At 74.5% G+C, this 18,757-nt stretch carries 11 protein-coding genes and 1 pseudogene; 5 read left to right on the top strand and 7 right to left on the bottom strand.

The features are described 5' to 3' along the window. Positions 1-157: 157 nt before the first annotated feature. Positions 158-2,491: a family 20 glycosylhydrolase gene (locus tag ABT084_RS20115; protein WP_351045514.1), complete on the bottom strand. Its 2,334-nt coding sequence runs from the start codon at positions 2,489-2,491 to the stop codon at positions 158-160. A 175-nt stretch (positions 2,492-2,666) separates the two neighbouring features. Here ABT084_RS20115 and ABT084_RS20110 point away from each other — a divergent pair, with 175 nt between their 5' ends. Then, complete coding sequence (locus tag ABT084_RS20110) at positions 2,667-3,431, top strand: class I SAM-dependent methyltransferase (protein WP_351045511.1); 765 nt, start codon at positions 2,667-2,669, stop codon at positions 3,429-3,431. A 165-nt stretch (positions 3,432-3,596) separates the two neighbouring features. Continuing rightward, positions 3,597-4,406 carry a DUF6585 family protein gene (locus ABT084_RS20105; protein ID WP_351045508.1) on the top strand — a complete coding sequence of 270 codons (810 nt, stop codon included), beginning with the start codon at positions 3,597-3,599 and terminating at the stop codon, positions 4,404-4,406. A gap of 50 nt (positions 4,407-4,456) precedes the next feature. On the opposite strand, the gene ABT084_RS20100 is transcribed toward ABT084_RS20105, so the two are convergent. Further along, a complete protein-coding gene (locus tag ABT084_RS20100; RefSeq protein WP_351045505.1) occupies positions 4,457-4,663 on the bottom strand; it encodes a cold-shock protein in 207 nt (68 codons plus the stop codon). 229 nt (positions 4,664-4,892) lie between these two features. Between ABT084_RS20100 and ABT084_RS20095 the strand changes: the two are divergent. Then, positions 4,893-5,393 (top strand): annotated as a pseudogene (locus ABT084_RS20095) (SDR family NAD(P)-dependent oxidoreductase); the annotation flags it as partial. A gap of 32 nt (positions 5,394-5,425) precedes the next feature. Here the strand turns inward: ABT084_RS20095 and ABT084_RS20090 are convergent. Together ABT084_RS20090 and ABT084_RS20085 are read right to left on the bottom strand one after the other, a co-directional pair. Then, a complete protein-coding gene (locus ABT084_RS20090) occupies positions 5,426-8,194 on the bottom strand; it encodes an AfsR/SARP family transcriptional regulator (protein ID WP_351045500.1) in 2,769 nt (922 codons plus the stop codon). A gap of 291 nt (positions 8,195-8,485) precedes the next feature. Next, positions 8,486-9,307: a helix-turn-helix transcriptional regulator gene (locus ABT084_RS20085; protein WP_351045661.1), complete on the bottom strand. Its 822-nt coding sequence runs from the start codon at positions 9,305-9,307 to the stop codon at positions 8,486-8,488. Positions 9,308-9,520: 213 nt separating this feature from the next. Here ABT084_RS20085 and ABT084_RS20080 point away from each other — a divergent pair, with 213 nt between their 5' ends. Together ABT084_RS20080 and ABT084_RS20075 are read left to right on the top strand one after the other, a co-directional pair. Then, complete coding sequence (locus tag ABT084_RS20080; RefSeq protein WP_351045659.1) at positions 9,521-10,933, top strand: MFS transporter; 1,413 nt, start codon at positions 9,521-9,523, stop codon at positions 10,931-10,933. Positions 10,934-11,071: 138 nt separating this feature from the next. Further along, the gene (locus ABT084_RS20075) at positions 11,072-11,488 is read left to right on the top strand and encodes a hypothetical protein (RefSeq protein ID WP_351045498.1); all 417 of its coding nucleotides are present in this window, start codon (positions 11,072-11,074) and stop codon (positions 11,486-11,488) included. Between the two features lie 74 nt (positions 11,489-11,562). Here the strand turns inward: ABT084_RS20075 and ABT084_RS20070 are convergent, their stop codons facing one another. From ABT084_RS20070 to ABT084_RS20060, 3 genes are read right to left on the bottom strand one after another with little or no spacing between them, the layout of a single operon-like run. Further along, positions 11,563-12,591 carry an ABC transporter ATP-binding protein gene (locus ABT084_RS20070; RefSeq protein WP_351045495.1) on the bottom strand — a complete coding sequence of 343 codons (1,029 nt, stop codon included), beginning with the start codon at positions 12,589-12,591 and terminating at the stop codon, positions 11,563-11,565. Then, complete coding sequence (locus tag ABT084_RS20065; protein ID WP_351045492.1) at positions 12,588-15,341, bottom strand: hypothetical protein; 2,754 nt, start codon at positions 15,339-15,341, stop codon at positions 12,588-12,590. Before ABT084_RS20065 ends, ABT084_RS20070 begins: the two co-directional genes overlap by 4 nt. Beyond that, positions 15,338-18,718 (bottom strand): FtsX-like permease family protein, encoded by a 3,381-nt coding sequence (locus ABT084_RS20060; protein ID WP_351045490.1) that lies wholly within the window; start codon positions 18,716-18,718, stop codon positions 15,338-15,340. Before ABT084_RS20060 ends, ABT084_RS20065 begins: the two co-directional genes overlap by 4 nt. Positions 18,719-18,757 lie beyond the last annotated feature (39 nt).

The following is an 18,757-nucleotide window of genomic DNA, read 5'->3' as shown; positions in this document are numbered from 1 at the left end:
GACCATCAGCTTTCGGAGTCGGGGGCTCCGTTCAGTCTGCCCAAGGGCCCTGAAAGGGCATCAAACCGCCCCTGGGCAGGCACTTCGGGGTCGGAGCGAGGAATCCTTGAGTGCCTGCCGGGAGTGATGATGGATACATCTGGGGAAATGATCGTTGTCAGGCGATCTGCCACCGCTGGAAGCCGGCGGCGCCCGCGGGCTGCTGGCTGACGGCCGAGCCGTCCGTGTCCGCGGCCGTGGTCAGCAGCAGCGCGCTCTTCTTGTTCGTCACCGTGTACGCACCGGCCCCGAGTCCGCCGATCAGCCAGCGCTGGCCGTCGCCGCCGGTGCAGGCGGCCTGGACGACGGCCGCGCCCGCCGCGGTGGAGCCGCCCGCCACGTCCGCGCACAGGTGCGAGGCGTTGTTGGCCAGGGTGTAGGTGCCGTCGGTGTTGAGGCTCAGCTGCCACTGCTGGTTGGGTCCGCCGTGCGGGGTCCAGGTGATCAGCTGGGTGCCGGAGGCGGTGGAGCTCGCCGGGTCGTCGAGTGCCTTGCCGGCGGCGGTGAGGGTCCTGGCCCCGCTGAGCGCGCCCCCGTACACCTCGAACTCGTACAGGGAGTAGCCGTAGCCGGTGCCCCGCTGGGTCCCGTACAGCCGGATGTAGCGGCCGGAGCCGGAGAGGCCGGTGAGGTCCTGGACGCCCCCGGCGCCCGTGGTGGTCGAGTACGCGGTGCGCCAGGTGGAACCGTCGTCGGACAGCTGGATCTGGAAGGCCTTGCCGTACGCCGCCTCCCAGCGCAGCACCACCCGGCTGACCGCCTGGGTGGACCCCAGGTCCACCTGGAGCCACTGCGGGTCGGCGTACGCGCTCGACCAGCGGGTGGCGGGGTCGCCGTCGGTCGCCGTGGCCGCCGGGAAGTCGGCCGTCTCGGTGCTGGAGGCGGTCGTCGGGCGGTTACGGGCCAGGTTGCCCGGCTGGGCGAGCCCCGGCCAGGCGGGGTTGTGCCCGACCGCGGTCACGAGCGGGGTGAAGGCGGCGTAGGTGCTCACCGGCTTGGGCGAGCCCCAGGTCTGCTGGGCCAGCGCCCGCAGCGGGTTCGTGATGCCCGCGGCGATCTGGGCCTCCGTCTCGGCGCCCGGGTTGTCGCACCACACGTGGATCAGCGAGCCGGGGTTCTTCGCCGGGTCCGTGAGGGTGTTGCCGCCCTCGAAGAGATCGGGGGTCCAGGTCTCGTACATCCACTTGGTGTCGGGCTTGGCGCCCCCGAGCACGTAATAGGTGGGCGTCCAGGACTCGTTGGCGACCCGGTGCCCCGCCGCGGTCAGCTGCTGCGGTGTGAGGCCGTAGTTGTACCAGTACTCGACGAGGATGCCCGGGTGCGGGGTGAGGGTGCCGTCCCCGGACTTGATGCCGTCGTTCCACATCCTCGTGCCCTTGCCGCCCGCCCGGACCAGGTCGTCGGCCCAGTTGACGAACCCGTAGTAGGTGTCCTTGGCGGTCGCGTTCGCGCCGTAGTGCGCACGGGCGTAGCTGAGCAGCTGCGGGTATTTGCCGTAGTCGGTGACGTACTCGTCCGCGCCGATGTGCCAGTACGCCGCCGGGAACAACGGCAGGTATTCGTTGACCAGGTCCTTGATCAGGGCGTACGACGCGGGCAGGGACAGGTCGATGAAGTCGGCGCTGACCGCTCCGGAGCTGCTCTTCAGCTTCAGTTCGGGGTGGGCGGCCAGGATCGGGTTCATGTGCCCCGGGGTATCGATCTCCGGGACGATCGTGACGTGGTACTTCTGCCCGAGCGCGACCAGGTCGGCGACGTCCCGCTTGGAGTAGTGGTCGGCGGACACGATCTCCGGGTGCGTGGAACTCTCCAGCCGGAAGCCGAAGGTGTCCGACAGGTGGAAGTGGAAGTAGTTGAGCTTGAGGTAGGCCAGCTCCTTGATGTGCTGCTTGACCCAGTCGACGGTGAAGAACTTGCGGCCCTGGTCGATCATCAGCCCGCGCTCGGCCTTGGCGGGCCAGTCCGCCGCCGTGCCGGCGGGGATCGTGGGGGACTGGTGCAGCAGCTGGAGCACGGTGCGCGTGCCGTAGAACGCGCCGGTGTCGGTCCCGGCCCGGATCGAGAGGGAGGCCGCGACGGTCATCCGGTACCCCTCGGCCGGCAAGGTCGCGTCACCGAGGGCGAGCGCGATGTCCCCCGGGGAGGCGCTGCCGGTCACGACGGTCACGGGGCGCCCGGCGAGCGCCCCGAGGTCCTCCGCCAGCGTCGCCGCCTCGTCGGAGAGCTGCGCCGCCGAGGCGGGGTCGACGACGATCCGGCTGGCGGCGGTGAAGGCGTAGGCGCCGGAACCGGCCGTCCACTGCCGCAGCGCCGGGATCGTCGGGGGCGGTCCCGCGGCGGCCTCGGCGACCGGGGAGACCGGGCCCGCCGGGGCGGCGACGGCGGATGTGGCGGGCCCGGCGAGTGCGGGCACGGCCAGGACGGCGGCGATCAGGAATCTGAGCAGACGCATGTGGGTCCCCGAACGGTGGGAGGGAAGGGGGAGTGCCTGGTTCCGAGCAAAGTGCAGCGCAGTGCCGCGTTCATGTCAATACATGCTCGATGTGCCCAGGTTTCGAGCACGATCGCGCAGGCGGCCCCGTGTCGTAACGCGCGCGCCCGGCCGCCGCGGCCCGATAGTGGGTGCTGTGAGTGACAAGGAACGCGCCGCGTGGTCCGGGCCGGAGGGGGCGCGGGCCTTCGCCTCGGTGGTCGCGGCCACGGACTGGCTCCTGGGGTACCCCTTCGTCTTCCGCGCCCTGGCCGCCGGCCACATCGACGACCGCCACGTCCTGGTGGACTACGGCTGCGGCCCCGGTACGGTGGCCGCCCACGCCGCCCGGCTGCTCGGCGCCCGCGTGATCGGCGTGGACACCTCCCCCGAGATGCTGGCGCTGGCCCGCGCCTCGGGGACGGCCGTCGCGGAATACCACCTGGTCGAGGGCGGACGGGCCACCGGACTCCCGGACGGCTGCGCCGACGCGGTGATGTGCAACCACGTACTGGCATCGCTGCCGACCGAGGAGGCCGTGCTCTCGGTGTTCGCCGAGGTCCGTCGGCTCCTGCGCCCGGACGGCCTGTTCGTGCTGCTGGCGACCGACCCCGCGTGCGCGGGCACGGAGTACGCCTCGCTGCGCGTCGGGGAGCCGGGCGAGGTCTACGGCCCCGGCGACCGGCTGACCGTACGGCTGCTGCTCACGGACGGCACCTGGCAGGAGATGCCCAATCACGCGTGGCCCGCCGCCGTCCACCCGCCACTGCTCGAACGCGCCGGGTTCGGTGACGTCGTACAACACCACCCGGCCGTGGACGAGGCGCTGCTCATCGCCGATCCGGACCTCGCCCGCAGCCGCCCGTGGGCGGCGGAGCGGGCCCGGCCGCCCCTGGTGGTCACCACGGCGCGGGCCCGCTGAGCGCGGGCGTCCCGGAACGGGCACCCGGAGGGCTTGTCCGGGGGCGGGTCCTGGTGTTGGCTGCTGGAGCAACTCAGGGGGTGCCGGCCTGTCGTCACCCGGTGAACTCCCTCCAGCTCAGGCGGCCTTGCGGGGCGCGCCGTGACCTTGAAGCCGAGGCCGCGCATGACCGTGCCGACGTCCCCCTCCCGCGAAGCGGACGCCCTGGCCACCCGCCACCGCCTGGGCGCCCTGGAGCACACCTTCCGGCCCGAGAGCGAGGTGAGCGTCGGGGAGAAGCACCGGATCTGGTTCATCCTCGGTTCCCTGGCGGGCATAGCCGCGCTGGTGGGCGGCGGCGTCCTGTTATGGGTCGAGGTGAGCTGGACGATCGCGATGTACCCCTTGTGGATCGGCCTGCTGGCCGCCGGGGTGGTCGCCCGCAGCCCGTTCTTCCGGCGGGGCCTGGCGGGGAAGCGCCTGTACCTGTACGAGCACGGGCTGGTCGTGAACACGACCGGCCGCGCCCTGTTCGCGGTGCGCTGGGAGCGGGCGGTGCTCTACCAGGAGACCGTTCAGGAAGTGATCGCTTACAAGGGCAGGCAGACACCGGTCGGACGCTCGCACGCCTCCGTGCTGGTGGCTCCGGGCGGGCGGAAGGCGCGGATCACGGACTTCTACGCGGGGGCGCAGACCTGGGCCCCGCTGATCGCGGAGGCCGTCGCCCGTGCCCAGACGGAGAAGGTGTGGAAGCTGGTGCGCGACGGCGGGACGGTCGGCTTCGGCCCGTTCGCCGTGTCGGCCGCCGCCGTCACGCACACGTCCCACGGGGCGCTGCCGTGGAGCGAGGTCGGCGAGGTGGCCGTCCGTGGCGGCGCGGTGTACGTCTGGCGGGCGGGACAGAGCAAGGCCTGGGGCCACTGCCAGGCCCCGAAGGTGCCGAACCTGCTCGTCTTCCTGACGATCGTGGACGCCATCCGGCGCGGGCAGGCGTGAGCGGGCAGGCGTGAGCGGGACGCGTGGGGCTGGCGCGCGGGGCTGGGCGCTCAGGGCTGGACGTGCCGGGCCACGAAACGGCCGTCGGCGAACTCGATCGTGAAGGTGACCTGTTGCTCCTCGGACAGGGTCCGCGGGTCGGCCTCTATGTCGTCGCGTTCGACGTAGACCGTGTCCTCGGCGCCGCAGGGGACGAGGAACCCGTATCCGTGGTCGCGGTTGTAGGACTGGACGAACCCCTTGACCCTCGTGTCCATGCACCCTCCTCGGCGTCCGGAGCCGCCGCCGGTCACCCGAGGCGGTCCGCCCGTCCACTGTGGGTCGCGCGGGCGCGATGTGCGCGCTGGGGCGTGCAGTCGGGCGACCGCCCGGGCCGGATGACGGCCGTCGCACCGTGCGCCGTACGGTGTGCGGTCGGGAGGCGTACGGCGCCACCACGGGAAACACGGGGGAGCGCCATGAACGCGTGCTCCACCGCTCCACCGGGGGGATTCCGCGCGCCTGCGCCAAGAGATCGCGGTCAACGTCGGCGCGGTGGTCGGCATAAGCGCCGCCTTCATCGACCGGCTGCGCGCCGACGGCAGGGGCGTCCTCGTGAACGTCGCGAGCATGGCCGCCTACCAGCCCGTTCCCGGCATGGCGGTCTACGGCGCGACCAAGGCCTTCGTCCTGAGCTTCACCGAAGCCCTCTGGCACGAATCCCGGGGCACCGGACTACGCGTACTGGCCCTGTCGCCCGGGGCGACGCGGACCGAGTTCTTCGACGTCGTCGGCACCGAGGGCGTGAGCGGCGGCACCCGGGTCCACAGCGCCGAAGCGGTCGTCCGTACGGCGCTGCGGACCCTCGACCGCAAGAACCCGCCGCCCAGCGTGATCCCCGGCGCCCTCAACCGGCTGATGGCCATCGGCGGGCGCCTGCTGACCCGCCGCCGGATGGTCACGTCGGTCGGCCGCATCATGCCCCCGACCGAGGCCACCACGGCCTGACCTCCGCCCCCGCCTCGCCCAGACCTGCCCGCCTAGCGCTCCGCCATCCCGGCCAGTGCCGTGCGCGCCGCCCGCTCGCCCTCCTCGTACGCGTGCGCCCGCGCCTCCCTGATCGCGTCGCCGAGCTGGCGCACCGCCTCGGGGGTGCGTCCCGTCGCGGCCAGGGCCTCCCCGTACAGGGTGCGCAGCACCACGCGCCGGGCGGCCGCGAGCGGCGGTGCGGCGAGGGCCAGTCCGCGCGCCGCGTGGGAGGCGGCCTCGTCGGGGGAGCCGACGGCGAGCAGGTGCTGGGTGAGGTGCTGGTGGGCGAGGGTGACCGTCTCGGTACGGCCGGCCTCCTCGGCCAGGGCCAGGGCGCGCACCAGCAGCTCGCCCGCCCGCTCCGGGGCGCCGCGCCGGGTCAGCGCCACCGCCAGGTTGATCCGGGCGACGGCCTCCCCGGCCGGGTCGCCCGCGCGGGCGGAGAGGCCCGGGGCGCGTTCCAGGTGGCCGAGGGCCTCCTCGGAGCGGCCCTCCTCGGCCAGCACCCAGCCCAGCAGGGCCCGGGCCCGCGACTGCGCACCGGGATCGCCGTCCTGCTCGGCGGCGGCCAGGCCCTGTTCGAGGAGCGGTACCCAGCCGTCGCGGACCTGCCACACGATCAGGGGCCACTGCAGGAGCACCAGCCGCCAGGCACGGTCGTGCAGCCCCGCCGCGACCGCGGCGTCCACGGCCCCGCGCAGCGTGTCCCGCTCGGCGGAGTACCAGGCGAGCGCGCTCGTACGGTCCGCGAACGCCCGGACCTCGCCGGCCGGCCGGGCCCCGGCGGGCAGGGCGCAGCAGGGCTCGCTGCCGGGCTCCGCGGCGGCGCTCGCCGCGAGCAGCGTGCGCAGCCAGTGGTCGAGCAGCCGCGGCAGCCCGTCGGGGTCGTGCCCGGGGGCCAGGCTGCGGGCGTAGAGGCGGACCAGGTCGTGCAGTACGTACGCCCGCGGTCCCGCCTCGACGACCAGCTGGGCGGCGGCCAGCTGGTCCAGCGCCAGGGCGGCCTGATCGGGCGGACAGTCGGCGAGCGCGGCGGCCGTGCAGGTGTCGAGGGTGGCGCCGGTGTGCGGCCCGAGCCGGTGGAACATCCGCCGCGCCGTTTCGGGCAGGTGCTGGACGGTGAGCCCGAGGGCCGCGCCCACACCGGTGTCCTCGACCTTCAGCAGGTCCAACCGCCGGTGTTCGTCGGAGAGTTCCCGGGCGAAGGCGGCCAGGCCGTGGTGCGGGCGGGTGGCGAACCGGGCGGCGGCGACCCGCAGGGCGAGCGGCAGACCGTCGCACAGGTCCGCGAGCCGCGCGGCGGCCTCCGGCTCGGCCTCGACGAGCTCCGGCCCCAGGACGGCGGAGAGCAGCGCCGTGCACTGGGCGGCGGGGAGCGGGACGAGCGGGACGGGGCGCGCGGCGTCCGAGACCACCAGGCCGCCGAGCCGGTCCCGGCTGGTGACGAGGGTGACGCAGCGCTCCCCGCCGGGCAGCAGGGGACGGATCCGCCCGGAATCACGGGCGTTGTCCAGGACGATCAACATCCGTCGCGCGGCGGTCAGTTCGCGGTACAGGGCGCCCAGCGCCCCGGGCGATCCGGGCATCCGCTCGGCGGGCAGGCCGAGGGCGAGCAGGAGCTCGCGGAGCACGGCGGTGGTGCCGCGGGCCGGGAGGGTGCTGTAGCCGTGGAGGTCGACGAAGAGCCGGCCGTCGGGGAAGTCCGCGGCGCGCCGGTGTGCCCAGTGCACGGCGAGCGCGGTCTTACCGACCCCCGCGCTGCCGGTGATCAGGGCGAGGGCGCCGGGGGTGTCGGCCGCGGCCCGGTCGAGCGCCGCCAGTTCGCTCTCGCGCCCGGTGAAGGCCCGTGGCCGACGGGGGAGGAGCTGTGGACACGGCGCGGCCTGTTCCGCGACCGGTTCCGCGACCGGTGGCGCGGCGGGGGCGGCGGTCGGTGCCGTGGCCGGGGCCGCCGTCGGGACGGCGCCCGTCGGGCCCGCGCCCGGATGGCCGCCCGGGTCGGCGCCCCGCGGCGTGGGCCCGGCCACGGCGCACGGCGGGTCGGACCTCAACAGGGCGGTGTACGCGTCGGTGAGCGCCGCCCCGGGATCGACACCGAGCTGATCGGCGAGCAGCCGCCGGGTGCGGTGGAACCAGTACAGCGCGTCGGACTGGCGCCCCGCACCCCCCAGGACCCGCATCAGCGCGGCGATCAGGGGCTCCCGCAGCGGATGTGCGACGGCCTCGGCGCGCAGGACCGCCGCCGCCGCGCCGTGCTCGCCGAGGAGCGCGTGGGCCCCCGCGAGCTCCTCCACGGCGGTGAGCCGCAGCTCCTCCAGCGCGTGCGCGGCGTGTTCGAGCAGAGGGCTGCGCACCGTCCCGGCCAGCGCGGGTCCCTGCCACAGCGCGAGCGCCTCCCGGAGCACCGGTACGGCGTCGCGCGGCGCGCGCCGGGCCCGGGCCAGCCGGAGCAGCTCCTCGAAGCGGTGCGCGTCCACCAGGGATTCCGGCAGCCGCAGGACGTACGACGCTCCGTGCGTGCGGAGTTCGATGCCGTGGGCGGGAGCTCCGTGCGCGGCCAGCAGGGCGCGCAGCTGGGACACGTGGCCCTGCACGACGGTGCGCGAGTGCCGGGGCGGCTCCTCGTCCCACAGCGCTTCGATCAGCCGCTCGACGGCGACGGCCGCGTTGGGGCGCTGCACCAGCATGGCCAGCAGGCTGCGGCGTTTGGCGGGACCGAGGGGGAGCGGTTCACCCCGGTCCGTCACCACGGCCACGGGGCCCAGCACGCGGAACTCCATGCGATTCCACCCTGTTCGATGCGTCACGGCCCCCGGGCGAGCGTACATCGGGCCATTTCGTGACATGAGAGCGTTCCCGGCCATTCGTCGGACACCGCACCGGCCATCGCGCGCGCCCGCCGTCCCCGCCGTCCGTTAGCGGTCCGTTAGGCCGACGTTGGCGGCCGGTGGGAGGCTCCTGCGAGCCGGGCGTTCCGCGCCGGCGGGTGTGCCGCGTCGGCCGCCCTGCTCCCACGGCCGGGGATGGGAGTCAGGGCGCCCGGCGCCTCCGCACGGCCCCGGCCCCGAACGTCAGCCCGCGACCGGGTACATGGACCCGCGGCGGCCCTCCGGGGACGTCAGCCACTCCAGCTTCTCGGCCGTGCCGGTGCCCGGCAGAGGAGTGTGCAGGATGATCGCCAGGTCCGGCCGGGCCGGCACCCTGAGCTGGGTCGATTCGACGAACAGCGTCCCCACGGCCGGGTGTTCGAACTCCTTCCGCATCTGGCCACCCGGCTCGATGTCCTGCCGCTCCCACAACGACGTGAAGAACGGGCTGAGTTCCTTCGCCTCCTCGACGACCGCGCGGAACCCGTCGTCGTCGGGAAACTCCGAGCACGCCGCCCGGAACTGGGCGACCACGTTGGCGGCGATCTCCTCCCAGTGCTTGTTGCGCGACCGGTAGAGGGTGTCGGTGAAGTAGGAGACCAGGCAGTTCTGCACGATCTCCGGGCGCATGCCGAGCACCATCGAGGCCGCGTCGTTGTACATCACGGTGTTCCAGTAGACGTCCATGATGTGCGCGGGGAACGGCATCCAGGCATCGATCAGCCGCTTGAGCCCGTCACACATGTTCCGGTCGGACGGCGCGACCTGGAGGGCGGGCGGGTTCAGCCCGGCCAGGACGTACAGGTGCCGCTGCTCGGCGCTCGTCAGCCGCAGCACCCGGCCCACCGCGTCGAGCACCTGCGGGGACACCGTGATGTCGCGGCCCTGCTCCAGCCACTGGTACCAGGAGACCCCGACCCCGGCGAGCACGGCGACCTCTTCCCGGCGCAGGCCCGGGGTGCGGCGGCGGGCCCCGCCGTCCGGCAGTCCGGCCTGCGCCGGGGTGATCCGCGCCCGTCGGCTCATGAGGAACTCGCGCAGCTCGGAGCGGCGGTGCTTGTCGATCGGTGTGGCCACGAATTTCCCCCTACTGGCTGCCTGGTGGCACCTCCCGGCTGCCTGGTGGTGCCACCACCAGCATAAGTTCCCACTCTCCACGGGCGTTCCCGGGCGGTCAGGGTAGGGGTCATGACGACCGACACACAGATGTCCCGCACCCGGCCGCGGCAGGCCCACGACATGACGGACCCGGTCACCGCCGGGACCGCGGAGCCCGGCGGCGACCGGCTCACCGGCCGGGCCAAGCTGATCCTCTTCGTGCTCTGCGCCGCCCAGTTCATGGTGGCCCTGGACTTCTCCGTACTGAACGTGGCCCTGCCGGTGCTCGGCAAGGACCTGGGTCTCGGTCAGTCCGCGCTCCAGTGGGCGGTCACCGCCTTCGCCCTGCCCTCCGGCGGTTTCCTGCTCCTCTTCGGCCGGATCGCCGACCTCTACGGACGCAAGAGGATGTTCCTGGGCGGCCTGGTCCTCTTCGGCGCCGCCTCGATGCTCGCCACCCTCGCCTGGAACCCGGCGTCCTTCCTGACCGGGCGCGCGCTGCAGGGCCTCGGCGCGGCGCTCATCGTTCCCACCGGCATGTCCCTGCTGACCACGACCTTCCCCGAAGGCCCGCTGCGCGCCAAGGCGCTCGGCATCTCCGGCACCCTGCTCTCCCTCGGCTTCACCATCGGCATGGTGCTCGGCGGGGTCATGACCGACACCCTGGGCTGGCGCTCCACGATGGGGCTCCTCACGGCCGCCGCGCTGATCGTGCTCGTCCTCGCTCCCGGGCTGCTGCCCGAGTCGCGCACCCCCGAACGCCCGCGGCTGGACGTGCCGGGCGCGGTCACCGTCACGGGCGGTCTGCTCGCGCTGATCTACTCGCTGTCCTCGGCGGCCGAGCGCGGGTTCGGCGGCGCGGACGTCTGGGGCACGCTGGTCGCCGGAGTCGCCCTGCTCACCGCGTTCGTCGTGGTCGAGACGAAGTCCCCGGCCCCGCTGGTCTCGCTGCCCATGCTGGGGCGGCGCACCGTGGCCTGGGGCAACATCGGCGGCCTGGTGACCTTCTCGATGATGTCGACGGTCATCTTCGTGCTGACCCTCTACCTCCAGGAGACCCTGCACCTGTCGTCCTTCCGGACGGGCCTGGTCTTCGGCGTCCAGGGCGTCATGTCGGCCCTCGCCGGCACCCTCGCCCCCAAGGTGATCGGCCGGATCGGCGCCCGGAGCACCCTGGTCGGCTCGCTCCTCGGCCAGGGCGTGTTCACCGCGGCCCTGCTCGCCGTGGGCGCCGGGTCGGGCGCGCTGCTCGCCACCGTGGCGGTGTCGGTGGCCAGCATGTTCCACCTGGGCGCGATCATCTCGTACGGCGTCACCGTGACGAGCGGCGTACCCGACGAGGAGCAGGGCCTGGCGACCGGCCTGGTCACCACGACCCAGCAGGTCGGGCTCACGATCGGCATCCCGCTGCTCGGTGTGCTGGCGACGACGCGGGGTTCGCTCTTCGACGGGGTGCGCACGGTCCTGGCGGTCGACGCGGCGATCGTGATCGCGGCGGGGGTGCTGATCGGCCTCGGTCTCGGCCTGCGCGGCCGCGCGAAGGACCACGCCTGATGTCCTGATGGGCCGTCAGGTGATGGTCCAAGGGTTAATACGTATCCATCATGACAGGTCAGAGGGTGTTTTCGTAGGACCAAGGGCACAGCCGATTGCCCTTGTTCGGGTACCTGTGCGGCTTTGAGAATCTCCGTCATGACGTACTCGGCGCACATCAGTCACGACGCGGTCCTACGAGCGAGAGTGGCCCTCCTCGGGTCGGGCAAGCCCACGCTCGCCGAGCGGGTCGCCGCCTACCGGGTGCTCGCCGGGGTGAGCCCGCTCGCCTACCTGCCCCTGCTGGCGATCGCGCTACGGAAGTACGCACACCGGGAGTTCACGCACCAGCCCGTCACGCAGCTCGCGCTGCTGGCGGAATCCGTCGCCGCCGCACGGGACATGTACGCGCGGGAACCGGGGCGGATCGGCCTCCTCATCGACTCCCTGCTGGGACACCGGGAACAGCTGGAGCGGATGGGGCGCCAGGCGGAAGCCCGAACGGCCGACGAGGAGATCGCGCGCCTCGTGGCCGAGGAGGGGTCGGCCGGTCACGGCGGACCGACGGCCCGCTGAGACGGCGGCCCCGGGGCGAGCGCCCCGGGGCCCCGCGGCTTCCCCGGCGTACGAACCGCCGGGGCGCGCGGGGGTCACTGTGCCGAGTCCGGCCGGACCGCGATGTGGTCGGAGCCCAGGTCGACCGCCACCCGGTGCTCCATCCCCAGCGCCTCCAGGAAGGTGCGCGGGAGTTGGACGCGGCCGCTGCGGTCCAGCATCACGTACTCGCGCTCGCTGACCGACTCCGCGCCGTGCTCGTCGGTGACGGTGCGCCGCAGCACCTCGCTGCTGGTGCGGCCGTCACGGATCGCCACCGTGCGCCGCACCTCGCCCGCCACCATCGGGTCGTGGGTGACCACGACCACGGTGGCCCCCAGCTCGCGGTTGACCGTGCGGAAGGCCTCGAAGACGGCCGCGCCGGTCTCGGAGTCCAGCTCGCCGGTCGGTTCGTCCGCGAGCAGGACCTTCGGGTCGCCGGCCATCGCCACGGCGACGGCCACCCGCTGCTGCTGCCCGCCGGAGAGTTCGGTCGGGCGGCGGCCCGCGAGGGGACCCAGGTCCAGGGCGTCGATCAGCTCGGCCGTCCGGGCCGCGTGCCGCTTGGCCGCGCCCCGCCCGTTCTGCGTCAACTGCAGCGGCAGCGCAATGTTCTGAGCTGTCGTCAGGAATGGCAGCAGATTGCGCGCGGTCTGCTGCCAGACGAAGCCGACCGCCTCGCGCCGGTAGCGCAGCCGGTCCCGCGAGGTCATCTCCAGCAGGTCGTACCCGGCCACCCTGGCCGTGCCCGCCGTCGGCCGGTCCTGGCCCGCCAGGATGTTCAGCAGCGTCGACTTGCCGCTGCCCGAGGCGCCGACCAGGGCCACCAGGTCACCCTGAGCCACCGTCAGTTCCAGCCCCTGGAGGGCCTGTACCTCGATACCGTCGCCACTGAACACCCGCACGAGGCGGTCGCACACGATGGCCGTGCCCGCTTCCGGCGACGGGGGAGTGGTGGCGGCCACCGCGCGCTGCCGCAGCTCCTCGTAGCTCGGCACGTCGCGCCCGGCCTCCTTCTTCCGGCCGTCCGCCTCGTGGACGGCCGCCCCGTGGGCCGCCGTGCCGCCTGTCCGCTCGCCGCTCATCGCTGGTCTCCCGCTCTCAACTCGGTAGTTATCTGGCGTCGTCCCGAAACCGCCGCCTCGGCCACCACGGCCACGCCCACCAGGGCGGCCAGGCCCAGCGCCTGCATCAGTACGGGCCGGGCACTGAACGGCAGGCCGCCCTCCACGGGCGCGCCGACCAGCGTGGACAGGTCCACGGCCGGTCCCAGCAGGAGGACGGCCGCCGTGGCGGTCAGCGCCCCGCCGAGGGCCGCCACCAGCGCCTGCGGCAGCGATTCGGTCAGCATCAGCAGGACGCCCTGCCGGGGCCGCAGGCCCATGGTGCGCATCCGTGCCAGCAGCGCGGCCCGTTCGGGGGCCGCCCTGACCAGTGACAGCAGGACCGCCAGCAACGCGAAGCCCGCGGCCCCGGCGACCGAGGCCACGAACAGCCGGACCGCCGCGTGCTGGAGCGGATCGGAGGCCAGCTCGTCGGCCATCCCGGCGCTCGTCCGCACCCGGTACACCGAAGCCTCGCCGGCCGGAACGTGGGAGCGCACCAGCACCTTCAGCTGGTCCTCGGGGGGAGTACCGACCGCGTACCAGCGGTTGGGCTGCCGGGTCAGCGGGATCGCCGCGGTGGCCGGGCCGGCGGGCACGATGACGGTGGCCCCGACGGCGCCCGGACGGACGGGCGTTCCCTCGACCACGCCCCGCGAGGCCACCTGGAGGTGGCCGTCGCCGAACCGCAGCCGGACGGTGCCGCCGGGCGCCAGCTTGGCCAGACCGCTGCTGAACAGCACGGGCAGCGGGGACTCGGGCGTTCCGGTGCCCTTTCCGCCGAGCAGGGCCGGGTCGAACGGCCCGATCCCGACGGCCTTGGACAGCTCGGCGTAAGCCTTCGGCTCGACGACGACCACGGTGACCTGGGTGGTGAAGTTCGCCGCGGGCGCGTCCACGAACGCGTCGTCGTCCGTCCACAGGCTGATCGAGGACCGTACGCCCTCCACCTTGCCCGCGGCCTTGACCAGTGCGTCGGGCAGCGTCTTGTCCGGCGGCGCGACGATCTCCGCGTCGGCCGCCACACTCACCCGGGTCGCGGCCAGCCGGGCGGCCTCCGCCGCGTTCAGGACCGTGGTCCAGAAGCCGCCCGTCGTGACGGCGAGCAGCAGGGCGACCAGCGGCAGCACCGCGGTGCGGCCGCGGCCCCCGTTGCCGCGCCCTGCGCGGGCCAGCCCCAGGAAGCCGATGACCCCGGACCCCCGCGCGGCCATCCTGGCCGGCAGCGCCACCAGCAGCGGCTGGATCCGGGCGAGCAGCAGCGCGCCGCTCAGCGCGATCAGCAGCGGCGCGGCCACCAGCAGCGGATCGACGTCCGCGCCGGCCTGGGCGATGCCCCGGTCACGCACCTCGAAGACCGCGGCGGCGGTCACCAGGAGCACCAGCAGCTCCGCCACCGGACGCCGCCACCGGTTGCGCGGCCGCGGCGGCGCCAGCAGGACGAGGGCCCGCACCGGGAAGGCCAGCCAGGCCAGCAGGGTCGTGGCCAGCGCGATCGAGAGCGCGGGCAGGAACCGGGGCGTCGGCAGCAGCACCAGGGCGAGCGCCGCCGCGAGCACCGCGGCCGGAAGCACGGTGACCGCGCCCTCGGCGAGCAGCCTGCGGACGAGACCGACGCGCGAGGCACCCCGGGCGAACAGCAGCCGCAGCTCGCTCTCCCGCCGTTCCCCGGCGAGCGCGGCGGACAGGCACAGGACGACGAAGACGACTCCGGCGACCCCGGCCGGACCGCTCACCCCCACGGGGGCGGCGGCCTGTTGCCGGGCCTGCGCGTCCGCGAGCAGGGCGGGCAGCGCCGAGGTGATCGTCAGGTCCTGCCGTCCCGCGTCACCGATGAGGGCGGCGGCGGTGGGCCCGGACACGAAGGCTGAGATCTGGCGGCCGGTGTCGGCCAGCTGGTCGGCGCGCAGCCGGGAGGTGTCCATCGGCAGCCGCCAGAACTCCGTGCCCCCCTTGCCCCAGGCGGCGACCCGCGGCAGGTCGTCGGCGCCGGCCAGCGCCCCCGCGTGCCAGTAGGTACGCGGCTCCTTCCCGCCGGTGTTGCCGGTGCAGGCGCGGCTGAGGCAGGGCAGACCGGTCCAGACGGGATCCGCCTCGTCGTTCGCGACGTACAGACCGACCACCACGGCCCGGTCCACGACCGGGGCCTGCGGGCCGTCCGGATCGGTCTGCAGCACCGTGCCCAGCGGGGCGGCCATGGCCTCGGACGCCCGCTTCGACAGGGCGACCGGGATGGGCTGCCCCTCCGCGGTGGTCCCGCTCGGCCAGCGCCCCGCCACCATGGTGAGGTGCCCGGCGGCTTCGCGCAGGTGGAGCAGGCTCAGCCGGGGGGACTCGTCGTCGGGCCGGGAGAGCCCCGGATTGCTCAGCACGCGGGGCTTGCCGCCCAGCGTGCCGTGCACGGGTCCGCTCGGAGCCAGCGGGAAGGCACCACCGGTCCGGGCGGTCAGTACGCCCAGGATGCGGTCGAGGTCCCCCACGGCTCCGGGTCCCTCGCGGGAGTCGCCGGTGACCAGGACGCTCGTCGGCCCGGGCCCCTTGCCGCCCACGTAGGAGCGCAGGGCCTGGTCCGCGCCCCGGTCCAGGGCGCGTGGCAGGGCCGCGCTCAGGAACACGGCCGCGAAGGCGAGGACGGCGGCCAGCACGGCGGCCGACGGCATCGCGCCGAGCCGGGTACGGACCCAGGAGGCGGGGCGTGCGGCGCGGGAGGCCGGACGGGCGGTGCGGATCATGATTCCTCCACCTGCCGCAGCCGCGCGGCCGTGTTCCGGTTGCGGCGGCCACCGAAGGTGGACGCGAGCAGCGGTACGGCGGCGATCGCGACGGTCAGCAGCAGTGTCCAGCCGCCCGGCAGGTCGACCAGTAGTTCGGGGGACGGTCGTTGGCCCGATGGCGTACGCACCATCAGCGGCACCACGAGATGGACGAGCACGACGCCGATGCCCACCCCGGCGGCGCTGCCGATGCCGGCCAGGATCACGCCCTCGGCCGCGGCCGTACGGGCCAGCGTCCTGCGGGGCGCACCGAGCGCCAGCAGCACCGCGGACTCGCGGGAGCGTTCCCGCGCGCCCGCCGCTGCCGCCGCGGTGAAACCGATCGCGGCCAGCACCGCACAGGCCAGGGCCAGCACGGCGAGCGCGCGCTGCGGGGCCGTGCTGAGCGGGTCGTCGAGCAGCGCGGCGGCCACCTCCTCGCGCAGCAGCAGGTCCTGGCCCCCGGCTCCGGGTCCGGTGCGCAACGCGGCGGCGGCGCGCGCCGGGGCGGGGTCGTCGTCCGAGGCGCCGGGCAGCCACCACTCGGTGACCGCGGGCAGTGCGCGAGCGCCGTCGGCGGCGGGGATCCGGCCCAGGGACCGCAGGTCGACGGCCAGCGCCGTGTCACCGACGACCGGCAGCGAACCGACGACTCCGGCGATCCTCACCCGGAGGTTGTTCTGCCCGAAGGAGAGGGGCACGACGTCCCCCGCCTTCGCGCCGATGGCGTCGAGGTAGCCGCGCGTGGCCAGCCCGGGCAGCTCCGCGACCTGGTCCACCGGGCCCGCGGTCACGGCCAGGGCGCGCTCCTCCCTCATGGGCTTGCCGGAGTAGCGCAGCCGCAGCAGCGCGGGCCCGGTGGGAGCGCCGGGCGGCGCCTCGGCGAGGAGTTCGCCGCCCGCCTCCTTGGGCGACAGGGTCCAGTCGGCGGGCTTCGCGCCCCCCGCCCCCGGCAGCTGGACGGGAACGGCCGGGCCGCCCGCCGCCTCGGCGACCGCGAGGCGGTGGACCGTCAGTTCGCCGCCGACCTCGGGCGGCGCTTCGTGGTCGAGGTCCGGGCCGCCGTACGAGAGGATCAGCGACATCAGCGTCAGCGGCCCCGGGGCCTTGCCCAGCGGGGCGTCGGCCAGCGCGGCCACGTCCACCGGGACGGTGACCCGTCCGCCCGCGGACGGCAGCGGCGCCATCGGGGTCCGGTGGGTCACCCCGAACCGGTCGCGCAGCAGCAGCTTCAGGTTGGGAGAGCCGCTCGGAATGCCGGTGGTGCGCAGGGTCACGTCGAGTTCGATCCGCTGCGCCTGCGCGGGCAGCGGGACGCCGCTCGCGGGCGCGCCGGGGGTGGCGGGCGCGGCGGGCAGGACGAGCCGGGAGAACAGCTCCGGCAGGGGCTGTCCGTCGCGCAGGTCGGAGCGCAGCGGAACCCGCTCGCCCGCCGCCTTCGCATCCAGCGCGAGCAGCTGCGCCGCCCGCCCGTCCGGCAGCGACTGCTGCTGGCGGATCACGGGCAGCACCCGCTCCCCGCCCGGGAGGGCCACGTACCGGCCGCCCTGGCCGAGGGGCGACAGCTGGCTGGCGGTGATCCGCAGGCCCCCGGCGGTGCGGAAGGCGGCCTGGTCGCGCTGCGAGTCCTGCCATCCGGTGTACTGGCCGAGCGCCATCACCCCGCTGGAAACGGCGAGGACGAGCAGCACCACCGGCCCGGTGGCACGCTGCGGCCGCCGCGCCAGCTGCCAGCCGACCAGCGCCGGGCCGAGCCCGGAGCCGCTCGCCGCCAGCCGCCCGCCGAGGCGCGCGGCGAAGGGCAGGACCCGCAGGACGAGCACCGCCCCCGCGCACAGCGCCAGCGTGGGCGCGGCGACGAGCACCGGGTCGACGCCCGACGACGCACCGCCGTCGGCTCCCGCCGGCGCGGCCCCGTCGTAGCGGGCCAACTGCTGGTAGGCGAGGGCGGCCAGCGCCAGCAGCGCGATGTCCGCACCGGAACGCGCCGCGCCGGCCACCATCTCCTGCCGCTTGCCGCCCTGTCGTTGTACGACGGCCGACGCGCCCCGCAGCACGGCGGGCAGCGCGCTCAGCAGCACGCAGCCGAGCGCACACACGGCCGCGACCGGCCACAGCGACCAACTGGTGGCCAGGAAACCGGAGTCACCCGTCACGGACGTCCCGTGGTCGCGGGCCCCGGTGCCTTCGAGGAACCGCAGCAGCAAGGGCGCGAGCAACGGGGCGAACAGGAGGGCGGGCAGGGCGAGGAACAGTGACTCGACAGCGGTCAGGAGGCCCAGCCTGCGCCGGGACGCACCCCGCGCCAGGAGCAGGAGGCGTTCGCCTTCCTGGTGCTTCATCAGGGTGTGGCCGACGATGAGCAGCGTGGCCGCGGTGAGGACGACGAGCTGGAGCTCACCGATCAGCAGGGTGGACCAGGCGACCGCACGCGCCGCGCGCAACTCGGCCATCACATTGGGGAGTTCGGTCTTGGCGTTCAGGCCCGAGGAGGTCTTGAGGGACGCGCCCAGAGCGGTGCTCCGCTTGCCGACCGCCTCCGCCTCCGCGGTGCTCACACCGGTGAAGTCGGGGGTGAGCAGCGTGGCGCGGCTGTCCTGCGCGATACCTCCGGCGGTGAAGACGGAGTCGTCGACGAGCAGCGGCCCGTAGGTGGTGAAGCTGCTGATCTGGAAGCCACGGCCGCTGACCGGGTCGAGCTGCCAGTACGGCGCGGCCGTGTCGGCCGCCCGGTACACGCCGGTGACCACCACGGTGAGCGGCGGTCCCTGGAACCGGTCGTCCAGGCGCACTTCGGCGGGCAGCCCCGCCGTCGTCAGCCCCAGCCGGCTCAGGGCCGCCTCGGGTATGGCCACCGGAACCCGCGAGGCGGCGCCGCCGGCGGCCACGGCCTGCGGCCACTGACCGGCGATCAGCCGGGTCCGCTTCCGGTCGAAGGCGGCGAGCAGCGTCAGGTCCGCCTCCGGCACCGACCCCTGCGCCGAGGGCGCGGAAGCCCCCGGCGCGGGCGCGGGTCCACCCGGACCGGCGCCGACCGGCCCCGCGGGGAGACCGTACGCATGGCTGCGCGCCACGGTGTCGACGGCGAACGGCAGATCGCCGAACAGCCCCCGGGCGAAGCCCTGCAGCGCCCCGTCGTCCTTGGCCCGGTCGGCCACCGAGTGGTAGCCGGTGACGAGGACGGTGGAGCGGGCGTGGTCGCGCCCTTGGAGCGACTCGCGCAGGCCGGCCTCGCCCACGCCGCGGGTGAACGCGAACAGGGCCGTGAGGACGGTCGTGGTGATCAGGACGGTGAACAGAACGGCGGCAGCAAGGGGCACACGCCCGCGCTGTCGACGCATGACGAAGCCGAGCATGCGCGCTAATCCTCCCCTTACCGGACCATAGGTACCGGA

Origin of the sequence: Streptomyces sp. NPDC002138, from assembly GCF_040296485.1 — a bacterium.
Classification (GTDB): Bacteria; Actinomycetota; Actinomycetes; order Streptomycetales; family Streptomycetaceae; genus Streptomyces.
The sequence above is the reverse complement of the archived record's forward strand: the minus strand, read 5'-3'. Positions and strand labels throughout refer to the sequence as shown.